Raw genomic sequence first — 17,503 nt, 5'->3', positions numbered from 1 at the left:
TCATACCCCGTAGTACCCGGTATGCCCGGGGGAAGGTCCACTTGCACCCCGGCGCTGCCGGGGCGGGGCGCGGCGGGGCGGGCGGACCGCCGGGGGAGTGCGGCTCGGCCGCTCGGAGCAACCCCGGGGGCCGTACGGCGGGCGGGGCGCGGCCGTTCGGGGGAGGTGGGGCCGGTGGTGCGGGGTGGCGCGGGGAGGTGGGGCCGGTGGTGCGGGGGTGGTCGGGGGCGGCGGGGGGAGGGTGCCGGGGCGGTGCCCGGAGGGAGCGCACCGGGGCGTTGACGGGGCGTCCGGGGCGGGCCGCACGCCCGTCGGCGTGTCCGGGCTGGTGTTCGGCGCCCGATAGGCTGGCGCGCACGGTCCGCGGGCCGCTCGTGCGGCGCGGGACCGGGTCACGCCCCCTGCAAGGAAGGTCCCGCACGTGTTCCGCTCCGGCGCCACCGGTCCGACCGACGCGTCCTCGACGCTCTCCACCCCGACGCCGGCCCCCTCCGCCACCACACCGCAGCTGCCGGACCTGCGCATCCCCACCAGCGCGCAGGAGGTCACCGACACCACCAAGCAGGCGGCCAGCTGGTTCGACACCCACTGGCAGGGCTGGCTGGCCGGGGGCCTGCGGATCGTCCTCATCATCGTGCTGGCCCTGGTGCTGCGGGCCATGGTGAACAAGCTGATCACCCAGCTGATAGCGCGGATGGCGCGCAGCCACGACCAGCACCGGGAGGAGAGCCGGCTCGGCGGGCTGCTGGCCAACCACGGGGTGGTCAACCCGGAGCGGCGGCAGCAGCGCTCGGAGGCGATCGGCTCGGTGCTGCGCAGCCTGGCCTCCTTCACCATCCTGGGCACGGCCGCGCTGATGGTGCTCTCCGCGCTCGGGATGAACCTGGCACCGCTGCTGGCGAGCGCCGGTGTGGCCGGTGTGGCGATCGGTTTCGGCGCCCGCAACCTGGTCACGGACTTCCTCTCCGGGGTCTTCATGATCATGGAGGACCAGTACGGCGTCGGCGACGAGATCGACACCGGGGTGGCCACCGGCACCGTGCTGGAGGTCGGCCTGCGGGTGACCAAGCTGCGCGGGGCCAACGGCGAGATCTGGTACATCCGCAACGGCGAGGTGAAGCGGATCGCCAACATGAGCCAGGGCTGGGCGACCGCCTCGGTGGACGTGCAGGTCGGGTACAAGGAGGACCTGCAGCAGGTCGAGGACCTGATCCAGGAGACCGCCGAGGGGCTGTCCAAGGAGGCCCCGTACGACGAGGTGGTCTGGGCGCCGGTCTCGATCCTCGGCGTGGAGTCGGTGGCGGCCGACTCGGTGGTGGTCCGGATCGAGGCCCGCACGGCGCCGGGCAAGGCGCCGCTGGTCTCCCGGGCGCTGCGCCAGCGGCTCAAGACGGCCTTCGACCTGGCCGGGATCAAGGTCAAGGAGGAGGCCGCCGCGGTCGCCACCGGCGTCTCGATCACCGCCGCGGAGCCCGCCCCGCCCTCCGCCCTCTCCGACCCCACCTCCCCCCGCTACCGCGCGGCCGAGCCCATCCCCCTCCCGAAGCCGCCGACGGACGACCTGGCCAAGCCGTAGCGGTCCGGCGGGGGCGCTCGCCCTACCGAGGGACCGGCGGGAGGTTCGTGAGCGTGCGCAGGGCCTGATCACGCGCGCGGAAGCCGAAGCTCGCGCACGGCGTCCCGGAGGTTGGAGAAATCCTCTGCCCATCGGGCCGGCGTCCTGGCCGTGGTGCGGGACTGGAGCCATGAGGTCCACTGGCCGCTCCACTGGCTCGGTTCCGCGCCGCCTGCCGCCGATGCGTCGGCCTTGCCGATCAGCATCTCCACCCGGGCGAGGGCGGCCTGCGTGGACTCGACCAGCTCGGCGTCCTCCTTGGCGAGGGCTGTCGTCGTGAGTGATGAGGTGATCAAGCACGTGACCCTCCGTCGTTCGGTGCCGATCAAACGAGCGTCGGCAGCACTCCGCGAGGCCAGTGGCCCAACCAGAATGCGGCGGTGGAGGGCTTGGCTTGTTCCTCGGTCGAGCCGTCGTGGGGCAGCAGCTCGGTGGGCGCGATGTAGCCCTCGCCCGGATCGAGGCGGAGGCGGAAGCACCTGAGCGGCTGGTGACCGGCGGCGTACGCTCGCAGGTCGTCGGTGTGCGGGTACCGGTTCTCGGGGTCGTGGTAGAGGGTGCGGCAGATCGCCCGGATGTCGAGGTCACCGAGCAGGATGTAGCGGGTGCCGGGACCGAGGTTGAAGCACAGGCGTCGGCGGCCGGTGTGTTTGGTCTGGTAATCGAGCTTGTCCCAGTTGTCGACGTGCAGTCCGATGCGGCGGCCGTCCTGGTAGTTCGGGGTGGTGGTGAGGGCCTTGGCGGGGCTGGCGGCCTGGCCGAGGTAGACGGCGTCCGGGTCACCGAGCGGATCGGCGAGGGCGGCCAGGCTGGTCGGCGCCGGGCCGTCCGGGAGCTTCACCAGCTCCACCAGCGTGCTGTCGGCGGTGTGGGCGGTCGGCCTGAGCCGCGCGGCCAGGCCGACGGTCAGGGGTTGCCAGGGGCCGGCCGGCAGGACGGCCCCTGTCTCGTACTCCCGCTCTCCACTGGCGAGCCGGATGCCGGTGACCTCGCACCGCTCGATCAGGGCGGCGAGGTCGGTGTGGGCGATGGCGAGGTTCAATCCCGGGCTCCTCCCGGTTCAGATCACCGGCGCTCGTCGAGCGTGTCGCCGAAGGTCACGTCCAGTTCCGCGATCAGGGCCTCGGCGAGCTCGGCCTGCTGGGCCCGGTCGATGATCACCTTGGCAAGGTTGGCGACGCCCCGCACCATGGTCAGGTCGTTGCCGCGCAGGTCCAGGCCCTGGTACTTGCCTCGGCCGAACTCGGCCAGCCGCAGCGTGCACGCGTCCAGGACGGCCCCGCTCAGGTCGCAGCCGGTGAATGAGGCTTCGGTCAGCACGCACTTGGAGAACACGACCGGACCGGTGGCCCGGACCTGCTCGAAGCCGGCGTAGTCGAGCTTGCAGTTCTCGAAGAGCACGTTGTCCAGGGTCAGGCCGGTGAGGTTGGCCCCCATGATCTTGCAGTTGCGGAAGACGACGCGGGACAGCTTGCTGTCGCCGATGCGGGCGGTGGCCAGGTCACAGGTGTCGAACTCGACGGAGTCCAGCCGGACTTGGTCGAGCTGGACGCGGTCGGCCCGCAACCCGGAGACGCGGCCGGTGATGAGGCTGGTGTCGGTGAGGTCCAGGTCCCGCAGGTCGGCGTCGCCGTACTGGAAGTCCTGGACGATGCCCCGGGCGGAGTCCAGGGAGGTGACGTTGGACAGGTACAGTCCGGGCTCGTCCAGGCGGGGCAGGGTGACGGTGACGCGGCCGAAGGTGATGCTGTCCACGCTGTTCGGGCTCCGCTCTCGGGTGGGCCGGGCCCGCACCGCGTGGTGCGGGCCCGGCGAGGGTTGGGCGTGCTACTTGCTCTTCTTGGACCAGTTGTCCCAGGTCGGCCGGTTGTCGAACGACGACCCGGCGTTGTCCCAGGTGGGCCGGTTGTCGAACTTGGCGGCCGCGGCGTCGATGCCGGAGCCGGCGGTGAGGTCGGCGACCACCGGGGATTCGGTGGCGACCAGCAGTTCGAGGACGGTCATGCGGCTTGTTCCTTCCGGACGGTATCGGACAGTGCGGTGACAAGGGCCTGCCTGGACACGCGGCAGTAGTTCGTCTCGGTGGTGTCCAGACGGCCGTTCTCGAAGTAGCGATTGCCGGCCTGGGCTCCCCGGCAGAAGCCGAAGAACTCGCAGGCGGCCTCGCACTCGTCCAGACCGGTCAAGAACTCACGCACGTAGCGCAGGTGGTGAGCGCGGTCCAGCATGGAGCCGATGCTCAGCTCCAGGACGTTCCCGGCCCGGAAGTCGTCGTACGCCGGGTCCTTGATGCCTGCCAGCTCGGGCGAGAGCAGCACCACGTCCCCGGCGGAGGAAACGGTCGGTATCGGGTCGATCAGCAGCTCGTCCCAGGCACTGGGGCCCGAGCGGGCGGCCCGCAGGTAGCCGCCGAGCCGGTCGACCTCACGGACGGTCAGCTCGCGGTGCTGCCGGGACCAGGCGATGGTGCGGCGCCAGAACTCGCGGGCCTGTTCGGCACTGGGCACCGCGCGATCGGTATTGACGCCCTCGGTCTCCTCCATGTTCAGGCCCACGCTGTGGCAGCCGAGGCCGGCCATGAAGTCCAGCAGGCCCTCCGGGTCACCGGCGCTCTCCGCGCTGACCACCGCGATCACGGAGAACCGAACGCCGTGCTCGCGCAGGCGGCCGATGCCCTTCATGATCCGGTCGAAGGCGGGGCGTCCTGCCCAGTCGACCCGCTGCCGGTTGAGGGCGGCTGGGCCGTCAATGCTCACCCCGACCCGGAACCCGTACTCGGTCAGGAAGTCGCACCACGCGGGCGTGACGAGCACGGCGTTGGTCTGCACCGAGTGCTCGATGAGCCCGGCCCGTCGCAGCGGCTCGAACGCGGCCAGCAGTTCGGCGAAGCGGCGGCGGCCGACGGCCAGTGGCTCGCCCGCGTGCCAGACGACCTCGATGGGCTCCGGAGAGGTAGTGTCGACGAACTCGGCGATCGAGTGGGCCACGGCCTCGGCGACCGAGACAGGCATCGGGGTCCGCCGGTCCCTGTCGGGCAGGTAGCAGTAGGTGCAATTGAGGTTGCAAAAGCCGTCCGGCTGCACGACCACCACGTTCGGGCGGCGGGCTATGCGACGCCGGTAGCGGGCCAAGGTGTGCATCGTGCTCGCTCCTCTCTAGGTCACAGGGAATCGGCGGGCGGTTCGGCGTCCGGCGCGGTGGCCGCCATGGGCGGCTGGTCCTCGGCCTGCTGGTGCTCGACCGCAGCGTTGCGCATCCAGTGAACGACCGTCAGCTGTCGGCCGGTGAGGCAAAGTGCGAGACGTTCTGGCCCTCGCCGAACCGGAAAACTTGACCGTCCCATTACCCGACCCCTGCACACCACGTGACTTTGCGGCTACGTTGATCGCATGGTGGCAAACGTCGCTCTCCGCCTCCGGATGGCCGAACGCCGCATGACGAAGGCAGAGTTAGCCCGCGAAATGAACGCCGAGGTCAAGATCCTCACCGGGAGGCTCGGTACGGTATCTGAGCGGACGGTCCACAACTGGCTCACCGGCCAGACCCGTTGGCCGCCGGCGAAGATCCGCCTCGCGCTCACGGCCGTATTCAACTGCACGCCCGAGGAACTGGGCTTCGTCCCCATGGGGCGGGCCCACGGCGCAACGGAGGAAGACGTGAGGCGACGCGACTTCATAGCAGCCGCCGGAGGCACGGCCGCGGCCGCACTCACCAGCACCGCGGCAGCCGCACCACGTCGGATCGGGATCACCGACATCCAGCAGTTGCAGATCCGCTTCGCCGAGGTCATCACCAGCGACCACCGCCACGGCGGCCGGCTCAGCATCGAGAACCGTGCCGGCCAGCTCGCCGACGAGGCCCTCGTCCTCCAGGAGCACGGCACCGCGACCCAGCGGATCAGGGCCCAGCTGTACGCCAGCGCGGCCTCTTTCATGTCGAGCGCGATGTGGGCCGCCATCGACGGCCGCCGCTTCGACGCCGCCCTCCGACACCACCAGAAGGCTGCTTCTTTGGCCGCCATGTCCGGTGACTCCTCCATCCAGTTCCGTATCTGGTCCCACGCCGGCAGCCTCTACCGGCACCTCGGCCGCCCCGGCGACGCACTCGCCGCCAACGACGTGGCCCGCAATCTGCCCATCGCCCGCCGCGACCCGCTGTTCGCCTCCCTCGGACACGCCCGCCACGCCGCCATTCACGGCCTGACCGGCGACACCAACGCCGTCCGACGCTCCCTCGGCCACGCGCAGGAAGCCCTCGACCGAGCGGACCCCACAGCCTCCCGCCCGCTGTGGATAGTGGCCTTCTACGACCAGTCCGAACTCGACTCCCTCGCGCTCGCGGCCTACCTCTCGGCGGGCAGCTGGGAGGACGCCGAGGCCCGAGCGCACCGCAGCATCGCGCTCCGCCGGGGGGCGATGCAGCGCTCCCGGGCGATCACCACCGTCCGCCTCGCCCACGCCCAGCTCGGCCAGGGTGACCTCGAACCCGCCGTCGCCACTGCCATGTCGGTCCCGGCCGAGGTCTCCGCCCACCCGCGCGTCACCGGCATGCTGACCGCCTTCGGCACCAAGCTGCACGACCTCGCCGCCGGGAGCAACCCAGCCCGCACCTGGGCCGAGTACGCCCACGACACCTGGAGGACCACCGCGTGACCATCGAGCTCCGCCACCACACCGACCTGACCTGCGAGGCCCGCCAGGACCTGCTGGACGTCTACGCGGACGTGCGCGCCCCGCTGCTGCACCTGGCGAACTACCGGGTCGAGGCGTTCGCCGAACGCCTCGACCGGCACGCCGACGAGCCCGGCTTCGAACTCGTCCTGGGCTACGACGGGGAAGTCCCGGTGGGGTACGCCTACGGCAACACCGTCGAGGCCGGCGACCGGTACTGGAAGCGCATGACCGACCCCTTGCCCGACGGCTACACCGACACACCCGCGCTGGCCATCAAGGAGATCGGCGTCCGCACCCCCTGGCGCGGCACCGGCACCGCCCGCCGCATCCACGATGAGCTCCTGGCCCGCCGGACCGAGGACCGTGTCACCCTGCTGGTCAACCCGCTCGCCGGGGACGGCAAGGTCCAGGCCCTGTACGAGTCCTGGGGCTATCAGGCGATCAACGCCCAGCAGCCATCACCCGAGTCGCCCCGCCTTACCGCGATGGTGCGGGACAGGCGACGGCCGTAGCCAGGTTGGCGCGCGATTGATCGCGCTCGCCCCGGTCGGCCTCCGATACTTCCCGTGTCGGCTCTCGATACGCACAGGCGGCCCGGCCGAGGAGGAACTACCTTGTCAGGTGGTCGAACTCGCCTTCCTTGATGCCGCGCAGGAGGGCGTGGAGCTTGCCGGGCGTTGTGGTGATGATGACATCGGGGTCATCACTCTCGCGGAGCTTGATGCTGCGGTCGGGGGCCACGGCGAGATAGACGCAGTTGACCGACTCGGAACTGTAACTGGACTTCTGCCAGTTGAGAGCTGACACAGCACTTCCTCTCAGGTTTCCTTCTCGATACGGGCAATGAGGTCACGCGACTTCGCGGGGCTGAGGGCGCAGGCTTCCATCAGGTCCAGAACCTTTTGGTACTTCACCAGTTGTGCGTGGCGTCAAGGAACTCGGAGCCGTGATACGTGTCGAGCTGCACGGTGTCAAGCTGGGGCACGACAGCGGAGCAGTAGACGATGGATTGCCCGGAGCCGGGAAGCGTGCCTGCACCGAAGGGAATCACGAGAACCGAGACGTTCTCACGCGTGCTCACCTCGATGAGGTGCTTGAGCTGTGCGCGAGCCACAGCGGGCCCACCGAACCCCATGCGCAGGGCTGCCTCATGGACAATCGCCGTGAGCGGGATCGCCCGCTCGCCATAGATCACGACCTGTCGTTTGATCCGGTACGACACCCGATGTTCCACCTCATGCGGAGCCAGAGGCGGTACAGCGTTGCTGCCGAGCGCACGTACCTGGTCGACAGTCTGGAGCAGGCCGGGAATGTGAATCACCGAGGCGATGCGCATCGCCGTGGAGTGGTGTTCCGAAGCGGCGACGGGTGTCAGGACGTGGCCTGCTGAGCCTTGGGGCGGCGGCCTCCTCATCGGAGGAGGCCGCCGCGCCCGTTTTTCGTGCGGGCCGGCCGGTAACGCTTCGGCATCCTCGGCTGCGTCGACCATTGACACTCCGCTGACGGGGACCGTACGGTCCTGTGCCAAGCGACTGGAAAGTTTCCTAACAGTTCACGTCGATCGGTCGGGAGGGGAGGATTCCGGGCATGACCAAGAGCACTGCCAAGGCGCCCCTCGCCGGCACTCCGAGCCTCCTGCGGGCCATCAACGACCGGGCCGCGCTGGAACTGCTGCTGGAGAAGGGGCCGTTGTCCCGGACCCAGATCGGGGCGCTGACCGGGTTGTCCAAGCCGACGGCGTCCCAGTTGCTGGCGCGGTTGGAGGCGGCCGGGCTGGTGCTGCCGGTCGGGACCACCGAGGGTGGGCCGGGGCCCAACGCGCAGCTGTACCAGGTGAATCCGGCCGCCGGGTACGTGGCCGGGCTGGACGTCACCAACAGTGGGATCAGGGTCGCCGTCGCCGATATCACCGGCGGCACGCTGGCCGAGCACACCGTGTCGACCAGAGGCGTCCCGGCCGCCGAGACCGTGCCGAGAGTGGCGGCCGCCGTCGCCGAGGCGGTGCGGGCCGCGGGGCTCGGCGCGGGGTGCCTGCGCACCGTGGCGATCGGTGTCGGCGGTGCCCCCGACCCGGTCACCGGGAAGCTGAACTACGCCTCCCACCTGCCCGGCTGGCACTCGCCCCGGCTGGTCGAGGAGCTGAGCGAGGCGATCGGCGCGCCGGTGTCGATCGAGAACGACGTGAACCTGGCCGCCGTCGCCGAGCAGGCCACCGGCGCGGCGGCGGGCTTCGAGGACTTCGTCCTGCTCTGGGCCGGGGCGGGCGTCGGCGCCGCGATCGTGCTCGCCGGACGGCTGCACCGCGGCTTCACCGGCGGCGCCGGGGAGGTCGGCTACATGCCGGTGCCCGGCTCACCGGTCGAGTGGGACGCCCGCCGCCGCAAGTTCGGCGGCTTCCAGGACCAGGTCGGGGCGGTCGCCGTCCGGACCCTGGCCCGCGAGCACGGGCTCGGCGCGCCCACCGCCGAGGAGTCGGTCGCCAAGGCCCTGGAGACCCCGGGTGCCGGCGACGCGTTCCTCACCGCACTGGCCGGACGGCTCGCCGTCGGGCTGGCCGTGATCGTCGCCGTGGTCGACCCCCAGCTCGTGGTCCTCTCCGGCGCGGTGCCGAGCGCGGGCGGCGAACGCCTGCGCGCGCTCGTCGAGGACGAACTGGCCCGGATCTGCCTCGCCCGGCCGGAAGTCCGCAGCAGTGCCCTGTCCGGCTCACCCGTCCTGCACGGCGCCCTGCAACGCGCCCTCGCCGACGCCCGCGAGGCGGTCTTCTCCACCCACTGATCCACCCACTGATCCCCCCGCAGACCGACCCACAGACAGACCCACAGACAGACCCACAGACAGACCCACAGACGCTCCCCCTGCACCCACCTCTCCCCCAACCCCTACGCGGGCCCAGAGGCAATGACGCCTGCCCGCGCACCCCCAGGAGGACCTCGAAGTGCACGCCACCACCTCCCGCAGAGGCCGCCGCACCGTCGCCGCCGTCGCCGGCAGCGCCGTGCTGGCCCTGCTCGCCTCCGCCTGCACCGGTTCCAGCGAGTCCGGCGGCACCGACGACTCCGCCGGCGGCAAGGACGTCACCATCACCTTCTGGCACGGCTGGAGCCAGGACAACGAGGTGAAGGCGATCAACGACACCATCGCCGCCTTCGAGAAGGCCCACCCCAACATCCACGTCAAGCCGGTCGGCAACGTCGCGGACGACAAGGTCAACCAGGCCCTGCGGGCCGGCGGGGACGACGCGCCGGACGTGGTGTCCTCCTTCACCACCAACAACGTCGGCATGTTCTGCTCGACCAAGGCGTTCGTCGACCTCAAGCCCCAGCTGCAGAAGAGCGGCATCGACGCGGCCAAGACCTTCCCGGCCGCGATGCTCAACTACACCCAGTTCCAGGGCAACCAGTGCTCGCTGCCGCTGCTCGGCGACGCGTACGGCCTGTACTACAACAAGAAGGCCTTCGCCGCGGCCGGCATCACCGCCCCGCCGAAGACCTTCAGCGAGTTCGCCGCGGACGCCAAGGCGCTGACGATCGCCGACGGCGACTCGTACAAGCAGCTCGGCTTCATGCCGCTGTACCACGGCTACGAGTCCACCACCGAGCACTTCCTCGGCCAGTACGGCGCCACCTACTTCGGCGCCGACGGCAAGTCGAACCTCGCCGCCGACCCCAAGGTCGCCGCGATGCTCGACTGGCAGAAGGGCATGGTCGACCAGCTCGGCGGCTACACCAAGCTGGACCGGTACCGCGCCACCTTCGGCGAGGAGTTCAGCGCCAAGAACCCCTTCCACACCGGCCAGGTCGCGATGGCCATCGACGGTGAGTGGCGGACCGCCTCGCTCGCCGAGAACAAGCCCGACTTCGACTGGGCCACCGCCCCCTTCCCGGTGCCGGACGACCAGGCCGACACCTACGGCCGCGGCTACCAGACCGGCACCATCGTCGGCATCGCCAGCACCAGCAAGAAGCAGGCCGCGGCCTGGGAGTTCGTGAAGTTCCTGACCACCGACACCGATGCCGTGGTCAACTTCGCCAACGCGATCCACAACGTGCCGAGCACCTTCGACGCGCTGAACTCGCCGAAGCTGGTCAGCGACCCGAACTTCAAGACCTTCCTGGACGTCGCCAAGAACCCCAACTCGGGCACCACCCCGGCCAGCGTCAACGGCGGTGGCTACATCGTCTCGCTGCAGAACCTGGGCTACGACTACGAGTCCGGCAAGCAGACCGACCTCAAGGCGGGTCTCGCCGCCACCGCCAAGCAGATCGACACCGACATCGCCCAGGCGAAGTAACGGGAACGGTCCACGGAGCTCCCCATGTCACTCGCGTTCGGCACCCGCAAGGGGGCCGGGACGGCCGACCCGGCGGCGCCCTCCACGCAGCACCTGCTGCGCCGGAAGCGCCGCCGGGAGGCGGCCCGCACCCTGGCCTTCCTCTCCCCCTGGCTGATCGGGTTCAGCGTCTTCTTCGTCTACCCGCTCGTCTCCACCGCCTACTTCTCCTTCACCCAGTACAACGGCTTCGGCACGCCGACCTTCAACGGCCTCAAGAACTGGGACTACGTCCTCAACCAGCTGCCGACCTTCTGGCAGGGCCTGCGCAACACCCTGTGGCTGGTGCTGGTGATGGTCACCCTGCGGGTCGCCTTCGGCCTCGGCATCGGCATGCTGATCACCAAGGTGAAGACCGGCGCCGGCTTCTTCCGCACCGCCTTCTACCTGCCGTACCTGGCCCCGCCGGTGGCCGCCACGGTGGCCTTCGCCTTCCTGCTCAACCCCGGCACCGGCCCGCTCAACCACCTGCTCGGCGAACTCGGCCTGCCGCAGCCCGGCTGGTTCGCCGACCCGGACTGGTCCAAGCCCGCGCTCACCCTGCTCGCCATGTGGGGCATCGGCGACCTGATGGTCATCTTCATGGCCTCGCTGCTGGACGTCCCCAAGGAGCAGTACGAGGCGGCCGAACTGGACGGCGCCGGCCCGTTCCAGCGGTTCCGGTACGTCACGCTGCCGAACATCTCCCCGATCATCATGTTCGCGGTGGTCACCGGGGTCATCCAGACCATGCAGTACTACACCCAGGCGTACGTCGCCGGGAAGGTCGCCAGCGGCATCGCCGGCAACTCCGGCCAGCAGTTCGAGCCCGGGTTCCCCCAGGGCTCCACCTGGACCCTGCCGCAGATGGTCTACAACCTCGGCTTCCAGCGCTTCAACTACGGCGCGGCCTGCGTCGTCGCCCTGGTGCTGTTCGCCATCTCGATGGCCGTCACCTCGGTCCTGCTCCGCCGCCGGTCCGGCTTCATGGCGAGCGACGACTAGCGGACGGATGAGGACTCCGACATGACTCTCAGCTCCACCCTGACCGAGCCGACCACCCGCAGCGCCGCGGGCACCGCCGCGGCCCGGGCCGCCCGGCGCCGCGCCCTGCTCAACTGGGTCGCCGTGCACTCGCTGGCGATCGCCGCCGCACTGTTCTTCCTGCTGCCCTTCGTCTTCGTCCTCCTCACCTCGGTGATGAACGACCAGCAGGCGCTCACCACCGACTACTGGCCCACCTCCTGGAACTGGGGCAACTACGCCAAGGTCTGGAACACCCCCGGCTTCCTCACCTGGTGGCGCAACACCCTGGTGTACGCCGGCGCCGGCACCCTGCTGACCGTCGTCTCCAGCCTGCCGGTCGCCTACGCGCTCGCCAAGTTCCGCTTCCGCGGCCGCAACCTGGCCCTGATGGCCGTCATCGCGATGATGATGCTGCCGCCGCAGGTCACCGTCATCCCGATGTACCTGTTCTGGGCCAAGCAGCTGGGCCTCGGCGGCTCGCTCTGGCCGCTGATCATCCCGATGGCCTTCGGCGACGCCTTCTCCATCTTCCTGCTGCGCCAGTTCCTGCTGACCATCCCCAAGGAGTACCTGGAGGCCGCCCGGATCGACGGCTGCGGCGACCTGCGCACCCTGCTGCGGGTCGTGCTGCCGATGGCCAAACCGGCCATCGCCGCCGTCGCCCTGTTCCAGTTCTTCTACTGCTGGAACGACTACTTCGGCCCGCAGATCTACGCCAGCAACAACCACGACGCCTGGACGCTCAGTTACGGCCTGGAGTCGTTCAAGGCCGCCCACCACACCAACTGGAACCTCACCATGGCCGCCACCCTGCTGGTGATGGCGCCGGTGATCGTCCTCTTCTTCTTCGCACAGAAGGCCTTCATCGAAGGCGTGACACTGACAGGGGTCAAGGGCTGATGTCCGCACTCAAGTTGGCAATCGTCGGCGGCGGGTCGACGTACACCCCGGAGCTGATCGACGGCTTCGCCCGGCTGCGCGACACCCTGCCGATCGGCGAACTGGTCCTGATCGACCCGGCCGCCGAACGGCTGGAACTGATCGGCGGGCTGGCCCGGCGGATCTTCGCCAAGCAGGGGCACTCCGCCACCGTCACCGTCACCACCGATCTGACGGCGGGCGTCGCCGACGCCGACGCCGTCCTGCTCCAGCTGCGGGTCGGCGGCCAGGCCGCGCGGAACCGGGACGAGACCTGGCCGCTGGAGTGCGGCTGCGTCGGCCAGGAGACCACCGGCGCGGGCGGGCTGGCCAAGGCGCTGCGCACCGTGCCGGTCGTCCTGGACATCGCCGAGCAGGTCCGCCGGGCCAACCCGGACGCCTGGATCGTCGACTTCACCAACCCGGTCGGCATCGTCACCCGGGCCCTGCAGAGCGCCGGGCACAAGGCCGTCGGGCTGTGCAACGTCGCCATCGGCTTCCAGCGCAAGTTCGCCGGGCACCTGGGGGTGGACCCGGAGCTGGTCCGGCTGGACCACGTCGGGCTCAACCACCTCACCTGGGAGCGCGGGGTCACCCTGCTGGACGGCCCGGGCGCCGCCGGCGGCCGCGAGGTGCTGCCGGAGCTGCTGCGGGACTTCGGCAAGGAGATCGCCGAGGACCTCCACCTGCCGCAGGCCTTCGTGCAGCGGCTCGGCGTGGTGCCCTCCTACTACCTGCGGTACTTCTACCAGCACGACGCGGTGGTCGAGGAGCTCAGGGCGCAGGGCTCGCGGGCCGCCCAGGTCGCCGAGATCGAACGGCAGTTGCTGGAGCTGTACGCCGACCCGGCCCTCGACACCAAGCCGGAGCTGCTCGGGCAGCGCGGCGGGGCCTTCTACTCGGAGGCCGCCGTCCAGCTGATCGCCGCGCTGCTCGGCACCGGCGGCGGGACCTCCGTCCAGGTCGTCAACACCCGCAACGACGGGGTGCTGCCGTTCCTGCCGGACGACGCCGTCATCGAGGTGCCCGCCGAGGTGGACGCCCGCGGCGTGCGGCCGCTGCCGCAGCGGCCGGTCGAGCCGCTGTTCGCCGGGCTGATCGCCGCCGTCACCTCGTACGAGCACCTCGCCCTCGACGCCGCCCAGCGCGGCGGCCGCGACCGGGTCTTCGACGCCCTGCTCGCCCACCCGCTGGTCGGCCAGATCGAACTCGCCGACCGGCTCACGGACCGGCTGCTCGCCCACAACCGCGAGCACCTCTCCTGGGCCTGAGGCCTGTCTTCGAACTCCCGTCGTTCGCCCGGAGGGCGGGCGGGGCGGCGTTGGGGTGCGTGCATCGCAAGGCGGAGGAGGGAGCCCAATGCAGCGCATTGGCGACCGACGACAACGCGGCGAGGTGCGTGCACTGGGGGTACCTCCCGGCCGAAGGCTGGGGGAGCGTCGCCCCGCAGGCGGGAGTTCGAAGACAGGCCTCGCCTCTCGCCGGGCCCCAAGGGCCTGGCCCCCGGCCGGGGCTTGCGGCCGGGCCACGTACGAGCCGCGGGGACCTGATGACCCACCAGCCCGAACCACTCCTGCCCGGCGTCCTCGCCATCGACGCGGGCAACTCCAAGACCGACGTCGCCCTGATCGGCGCCGACGGCAGCGTCCGCGGCACGGCCCGCGGCGGCGGCTTCGCCCCGCAGAAGATCGGCGGCGCGGCAGCGGTGGCGGGCCTCGCCCCGCTGGTCGAGGAGGCCGCCGCGGCGGCCGGCTTCCCGTCCTTCCACGGCGTGCTGACCAGCCACGTCAGCGCCTGCCTGGCCAACGCCGACCTGCCGGTGGAGGAGGAGGCGCTGCGCACCGCCCTGGAATCGCACCCGTGGGGGCTCAGCAACACCGTCGTCAACGACACCTTCGGCCTGCTGCGGGCCGGCACCGACGGCCCGCGCGGGGTCGCGGTGGTCTGCGGCGCCGGGATCAACTGCGTCGGGCTGCTGCCGGACGGGCGCACCGCCCGCTTCCCGGCGCTCGGCGAGCTCACCGGCGACTGGGGCGGCGGCGGCGGACTGGCCACCAGCAGCATGTGGCACGCCGTCCGCGCCGAGGACGGGCGCGGCGGGCCCACCGGCCTCGCCCGGGCCATCGCCGAGCACTTCGGCCTGCCCAGCGCCGGGGCCGTCGCCGAGGCCGTCCACCTCGGGCACCTGCCGGCCGCCCGGCTGCACGAGATCGTCCGGGTGCTGTTCGCGGTCGCGAACGACGGGGACGCCGTCGCCCGGGGGCTGATCGACCGGCAGGCCGACGAGATCGTCCGGCTGGCCGTGGTCGCCCTCGGCCGGCTGGAACTGCTGGACTCCGCCACCCCGGTGGTGCTCGGCGGCGGGGTGCTCGCCTCCCGGCAGCCGCTGCTGCTCGACAACCTCAAGGAGCGGCTGGCCCGGGCCGCGCCGCTGGCCGAACCTCGGGTGGTCGTCGCGCCGCCGGTGCTGGGCGCCGCGCTGCTCGGGCTGGACCACCTGGGCGTGGGCCCGGCCGTGCAGGCGCGGGTGCGCGGGGCGTACGAGGCGCAGCCGGCGGTCGCGGTCTGACGCCTGTTCCCCTCTGCTCCCCCCTGCTCCCCTCGGCTCCCCTCTGCTCACCCTGGACCTCCCGTCCCCGCCGGATCCGCACGTCCGTCGGGGGCGGGAACCGCACCGCGCGCGCCGCTCGTGGTACCCGGGTAACGACCACCGCCGCCGCCCGGGGAGACTTGTGCCATGGCCGTGCCCCGCTTCCTCCTCGCTGCCGCCGCCCTGACCGGGCTCGCCCTGGCCGGCCTCACCGGTTGCACCCCCGCGGACTCCCGCCCGACGGTGGCCGCCGCCTCCTCGGCCGCGGCCCTCTCCGACGAGGGCCTGGACGACTCCCTGCTGGACGACGCCGACGACCTCGCCGACGACTTCGCCGACGAGGAGGCCTACGACACGGCCACCGACGCCACCTCCGGCACCGTCGCCGCCCCGGGCGCGCCCGCCCCGGAGTGCACCGCGCCCGCCCTGCGGCCCGGCCACCAGGTGCTGATCGTGGTCGCCGCCGGCCCGGCCGAACTCACCGCCCAGCCCGCCCGGTTCGCCTGCACCCCGCCCCGCTACGAGGCCACCGGCTCCCCCGTCCACTACGGCTTCGCGGCGGCCGGCGTCGCCGCCACCCTGGTCGACCGTCCGCGCGGGCAGAGCGCGAGACCCGTCCACCTGGACGAACTGGTCACCCACCTCAACGACTGCCTGGCCGAACGCGACCCGGCCGACCCGTACGGCTGCCACGGCAACGCCTACGACGTGGTGCTGGACTCGCACGGGCGGATCATGCGCATCACGGAGGTCCAGGACACGGACGTCCAGGGCGCGGACGTCCAGGGCTCGGACGCCCAGGGCGCGGAAGACGCGGAGGTCGAGGGCGCGCAGCGCTGAGCCGGGCGGGGACCGTGCCGCCATACGGTGTAGAAGGCCTTTTCAACTGTTGAGACATGTCTTCGTCAAGTACGTCAACAACCAATCAGCTGCGGATTTTTGACGTTCAATACCGGATCCGGGGCCGCCCTTGGGGCTGGTCTTACTCCCGGCATCGTTGACCCGGTTTCCGCGGCGGTGCTTTGCTTCCCGCCGTCGGCAGTGAACCGGTCCCCCATCCCCGTTTCACCGAGCCTCCCTGACGGGCGGTCGGTGGACACCGGCCTGCCGTCGTCGCTCCTCCCCATTTGTCCCCCCACGCTGTCGCCGCGCCCCCACCGGTGTGCGGTCGGCATGAGAGAGGAACCCTCACGATGGGCATCTCCCCCACCTCCCGCCGGGCACGGGTCCGGGCCCTGACCGGGCTCAGCGCGCTGGCCCTGGCCGCCGCCGGCTTCGTCACCGCCCCGGCCGCCCAGGCCGACCAGCCGGGCAGCGAGTTCGCCGGGCAGTCCCACCCGTACCGGCACGGCAGCGTCCCGACCAAGGAGGCCGCCGAGCACGCCAACGCCGCCTCCGCGGCCGCGAGCCGCACCACCAACCTGAAGTTCGGCGGCGGGGTCGACGGCATCGGCGTCACCACCGGCGCCCCGAAGGTGTACGTGATCTTCTGGGGCTCCCAGTGGGGCACCGCGGGCACCGACGCCAACGGCTACACCACTCTGTCCGGTGACCCGTCCGGCGAGGCCGTCCGGGCCCAGCAGCTGTTCAAGGGCCTCGGCACCAACAACGAGACCTGGTCCGGCGTCATGACCCAGTACTGCGAGGGCGTCGCCAAGGGTGCCACCACGTGCGGCTCCACCGGGCACGTCGGCTACCCGACCGGCGGCGCGCTGGCCGGCGTCTGGGTGGACAACTCCGCCGCCGCCCCGGGCCAGGCCACCGGCAACCAGATCGCCAACGAGGCCATCAAGGCCGCCGGGCACTTCGGCAACACCACCGCGGCCGCCAACCGCAACGCGCAGTACGTGGTGCTCTCGCCGACCGGCACCCACCCGGACGGCTTCAACACCTCGACCGGCAACTTCTGCGCCTGGCACGACTGGAACGGCGACACCACGCTGACCGGCGGCGCGGCCACCTCCCCCTACGGCGACGTGGCGTTCAGCAACGACCCGTACGTGACCGACATGGGCACCTCCTGCGGCCAGAACTACGTCAACAGCGGCAGCGCGGGCCTGCTGGACGGCGTGACCATGGTCTTCGGCCACGAGTACTCGGAGACGGTCACCGACCAGAACCCGGCCGGCGGCTGGACCGACTCCTCGGGCGCGGAGAACGCCGACAAGTGCGCCTGGAAGGGCGTCGGCGGCACCGGCGGCTCGCAGAACGTGGCCTTCGCGACCGGCTCGTTCGCGATGCAGGGGACCTGGTCGAACGCGGTCAGCGGGTGCCAGATCTCGCACGCGATCGTCCACTGACCGACGCCACCCGGGCGACGGAACCCGGGCGACGGCACCTGAACACCTCCAAGCGCCGTCCCCCGAGCA

Annotated in this window: 18 protein-coding genes; 11 read left to right on the top strand and 7 right to left on the bottom strand. The window is 71.3% G+C overall.

The features are described from left to right. Window positions 1-421 precede the first annotated feature (421 nt). Window positions 422-1,576 carry a mechanosensitive ion channel family protein gene (locus ACIQWA_RS20925; RefSeq protein ID WP_402484461.1) on the top strand — a complete coding sequence of 385 codons (1,155 nt, stop codon included), beginning with the start codon at window positions 422-424 and terminating at the stop codon, window positions 1,574-1,576. Window positions 1,577-1,644: 68 nt separating this feature from the next. On the opposite strand, the gene ACIQWA_RS20920 is transcribed toward ACIQWA_RS20925, so the two are convergent. The 5 genes from ACIQWA_RS20920 to amcB form a co-directional block, all read right to left on the bottom strand. After that, window positions 1,645-1,911, bottom strand: coding sequence for a hypothetical protein (locus ACIQWA_RS20920; protein ID WP_402484460.1), 267 nt, complete (start codon window positions 1,909-1,911; stop codon window positions 1,645-1,647). A gap of 29 nt (window positions 1,912-1,940) precedes the next feature. Beyond that, window positions 1,941-2,657 carry a hypothetical protein gene (locus ACIQWA_RS20915; RefSeq protein ID WP_402484458.1) on the bottom strand — a complete coding sequence of 239 codons (717 nt, stop codon included), beginning with the start codon at window positions 2,655-2,657 and terminating at the stop codon, window positions 1,941-1,943. Window positions 2,658-2,680: 23 nt separating this feature from the next. Then, complete coding sequence (locus ACIQWA_RS20910) at window positions 2,681-3,370, bottom strand: pentapeptide repeat-containing protein (protein ID WP_402484456.1); 690 nt, start codon at window positions 3,368-3,370, stop codon at window positions 2,681-2,683. A gap of 72 nt (window positions 3,371-3,442) precedes the next feature. After that, the gene (gene amcA, locus ACIQWA_RS20905; RefSeq protein WP_402484455.1) at window positions 3,443-3,619 is read right to left on the bottom strand and encodes a multiple cyclophane-containing RiPP AmcA; all 177 of its coding nucleotides are present in this window, start codon (window positions 3,617-3,619) and stop codon (window positions 3,443-3,445) included. Beyond that, window positions 3,616-4,755 carry a cyclophane-forming radical SAM peptide maturase AmcB gene (amcB, locus tag ACIQWA_RS20900; RefSeq protein ID WP_402484454.1) on the bottom strand — a complete coding sequence of 380 codons (1,140 nt, stop codon included), beginning with the start codon at window positions 4,753-4,755 and terminating at the stop codon, window positions 3,616-3,618. The genes amcA and amcB overlap by 4 nt, the downstream gene beginning before the upstream one ends. A gap of 294 nt (window positions 4,756-5,049) precedes the next feature. On the opposite strand from amcB, the gene ACIQWA_RS20895 reads away from it, so the two are divergent. Further along, entirely contained in the window at window positions 5,050-6,267 is a 1,218-nt protein-coding gene (locus tag ACIQWA_RS20895) for an XRE family transcriptional regulator (RefSeq protein ID WP_402484452.1), read from the top strand. Further along, window positions 6,264-6,800, top strand: a complete 537-nt coding sequence (locus tag ACIQWA_RS20890; RefSeq protein WP_402484451.1) for a GNAT family N-acetyltransferase — start codon at window positions 6,264-6,266, stop codon at window positions 6,798-6,800. Before ACIQWA_RS20895 ends, ACIQWA_RS20890 begins: the two co-directional genes overlap by 4 nt. A 97-nt stretch (window positions 6,801-6,897) precedes the next feature. Here ACIQWA_RS20890 and ACIQWA_RS20885 read toward each other — a convergent pair whose 3' ends face one another. Together ACIQWA_RS20885 and ACIQWA_RS20880 are read right to left on the bottom strand one after the other, a co-directional pair. Beyond that, window positions 6,898-7,095 (bottom strand): DUF397 domain-containing protein, encoded by a 198-nt coding sequence (locus tag ACIQWA_RS20885; RefSeq protein ID WP_402484449.1) that lies wholly within the window; start codon window positions 7,093-7,095, stop codon window positions 6,898-6,900. 103 nt (window positions 7,096-7,198) lie between these two features. After that, window positions 7,199-7,777, bottom strand: a complete 579-nt coding sequence (locus tag ACIQWA_RS20880; RefSeq protein ID WP_402484448.1) for a DUF5753 domain-containing protein — start codon at window positions 7,775-7,777, stop codon at window positions 7,199-7,201. Window positions 7,778-7,875: 98 nt separating this feature from the next. Here ACIQWA_RS20880 and ACIQWA_RS20875 point away from each other — a divergent pair, with 98 nt between their 5' ends. The 8 genes from ACIQWA_RS20875 (at window position 7,876) to ACIQWA_RS20840 (ending at window position 17,434) form a co-directional block, all read left to right on the top strand. Next, on the top strand, window positions 7,876-9,066 hold the full coding sequence (locus ACIQWA_RS20875) for an ROK family transcriptional regulator (RefSeq protein ID WP_402484446.1): 1,191 nt from the start codon (window positions 7,876-7,878) through the stop codon (window positions 9,064-9,066). 160 nt (window positions 9,067-9,226) lie between these two features. Continuing rightward, window positions 9,227-10,582, top strand: a complete 1,356-nt coding sequence (locus tag ACIQWA_RS20870) for an ABC transporter substrate-binding protein (RefSeq protein ID WP_402484444.1) — start codon at window positions 9,227-9,229, stop codon at window positions 10,580-10,582. 24 nt (window positions 10,583-10,606) lie between these two features. Further along, a complete protein-coding gene (locus ACIQWA_RS20865) occupies window positions 10,607-11,605 on the top strand; it encodes a carbohydrate ABC transporter permease (protein ID WP_402484442.1) in 999 nt (332 codons plus the stop codon). Between the two features lie 21 nt (window positions 11,606-11,626). After that, window positions 11,627-12,526, top strand: coding sequence for a carbohydrate ABC transporter permease (locus tag ACIQWA_RS20860; RefSeq protein ID WP_402484441.1), 900 nt, complete (start codon window positions 11,627-11,629; stop codon window positions 12,524-12,526). Further along, window positions 12,526-13,815 (top strand): 6-phospho-beta-glucosidase, encoded by a 1,290-nt coding sequence (locus tag ACIQWA_RS20855; RefSeq protein ID WP_402484439.1) that lies wholly within the window; start codon window positions 12,526-12,528, stop codon window positions 13,813-13,815. The genes ACIQWA_RS20860 and ACIQWA_RS20855 overlap by 1 nt, the downstream gene beginning before the upstream one ends. Before the next feature lie 278 nt (window positions 13,816-14,093). Then, entirely contained in the window at window positions 14,094-15,113 is a 1,020-nt protein-coding gene (locus ACIQWA_RS20850) for an N-acetylglucosamine kinase (RefSeq protein WP_402484438.1), read from the top strand. Between the two features lie 168 nt (window positions 15,114-15,281). Then, window positions 15,282-15,974, top strand: a complete 693-nt coding sequence (locus ACIQWA_RS20845; RefSeq protein ID WP_402484436.1) for a hypothetical protein — start codon at window positions 15,282-15,284, stop codon at window positions 15,972-15,974. A gap of 353 nt (window positions 15,975-16,327) precedes the next feature. After that, window positions 16,328-17,434: a hypothetical protein gene (locus ACIQWA_RS20840; RefSeq protein ID WP_402484434.1), complete on the top strand. Its 1,107-nt coding sequence runs from the start codon at window positions 16,328-16,330 to the stop codon at window positions 17,432-17,434. Window positions 17,435-17,503: the final 69 nt, after the last annotated feature.

Source organism: Kitasatospora sp. NPDC098652, assembly GCF_044760155.1.
In the GTDB taxonomy this organism is placed as follows: Bacteria; Actinomycetota; Actinomycetes; order Streptomycetales; family Streptomycetaceae; genus Kitasatospora.
This window is presented reverse-complemented; position numbering and strand designations above follow the sequence as displayed.

Excerpts from the sequence above, each read along its gene's own strand:
- amcA (WP_402484455.1), bottom strand. The coding sequence starts at position 3,619 with ATGACCGTCCTCGAACTGCTGGTCGCCACCGAATCCCCGGTGGTCGCC.
- amcB (WP_402484454.1), bottom strand. The coding sequence starts at position 4,755 with ATGCACACCTTGGCCCGCTACCGGCGTCGCATAGCCCGCCGCCCGAAC.
- ACIQWA_RS20895 (WP_402484452.1), top strand. The coding sequence starts at position 5,050 with ATGACGAAGGCAGAGTTAGCCCGCGAAATGAACGCCGAGGTCAAGATC.
- ACIQWA_RS20880 (WP_402484448.1), bottom strand. The coding sequence starts at position 7,777 with ATGGTCGACGCAGCCGAGGATGCCGAAGCGTTACCGGCCGGCCCGCAC.
- ACIQWA_RS20875 (WP_402484446.1), top strand. The coding sequence starts at position 7,876 with ATGACCAAGAGCACTGCCAAGGCGCCCCTCGCCGGCACTCCGAGCCTC.
- ACIQWA_RS20865 (WP_402484442.1), top strand. The coding sequence starts at position 10,607 with ATGTCACTCGCGTTCGGCACCCGCAAGGGGGCCGGGACGGCCGACCCG.
- ACIQWA_RS20860 (WP_402484441.1), top strand. The coding sequence starts at position 11,627 with ATGACTCTCAGCTCCACCCTGACCGAGCCGACCACCCGCAGCGCCGCG.
- ACIQWA_RS20855 (WP_402484439.1), top strand. The coding sequence starts at position 12,526 with ATGTCCGCACTCAAGTTGGCAATCGTCGGCGGCGGGTCGACGTACACC.
- ACIQWA_RS20850 (WP_402484438.1), top strand. The coding sequence starts at position 14,094 with ATGACCCACCAGCCCGAACCACTCCTGCCCGGCGTCCTCGCCATCGAC.
- ACIQWA_RS20845 (WP_402484436.1), top strand. The coding sequence starts at position 15,282 with ATGGCCGTGCCCCGCTTCCTCCTCGCTGCCGCCGCCCTGACCGGGCTC.
- ACIQWA_RS20840 (WP_402484434.1), top strand. The coding sequence starts at position 16,328 with ATGGGCATCTCCCCCACCTCCCGCCGGGCACGGGTCCGGGCCCTGACC.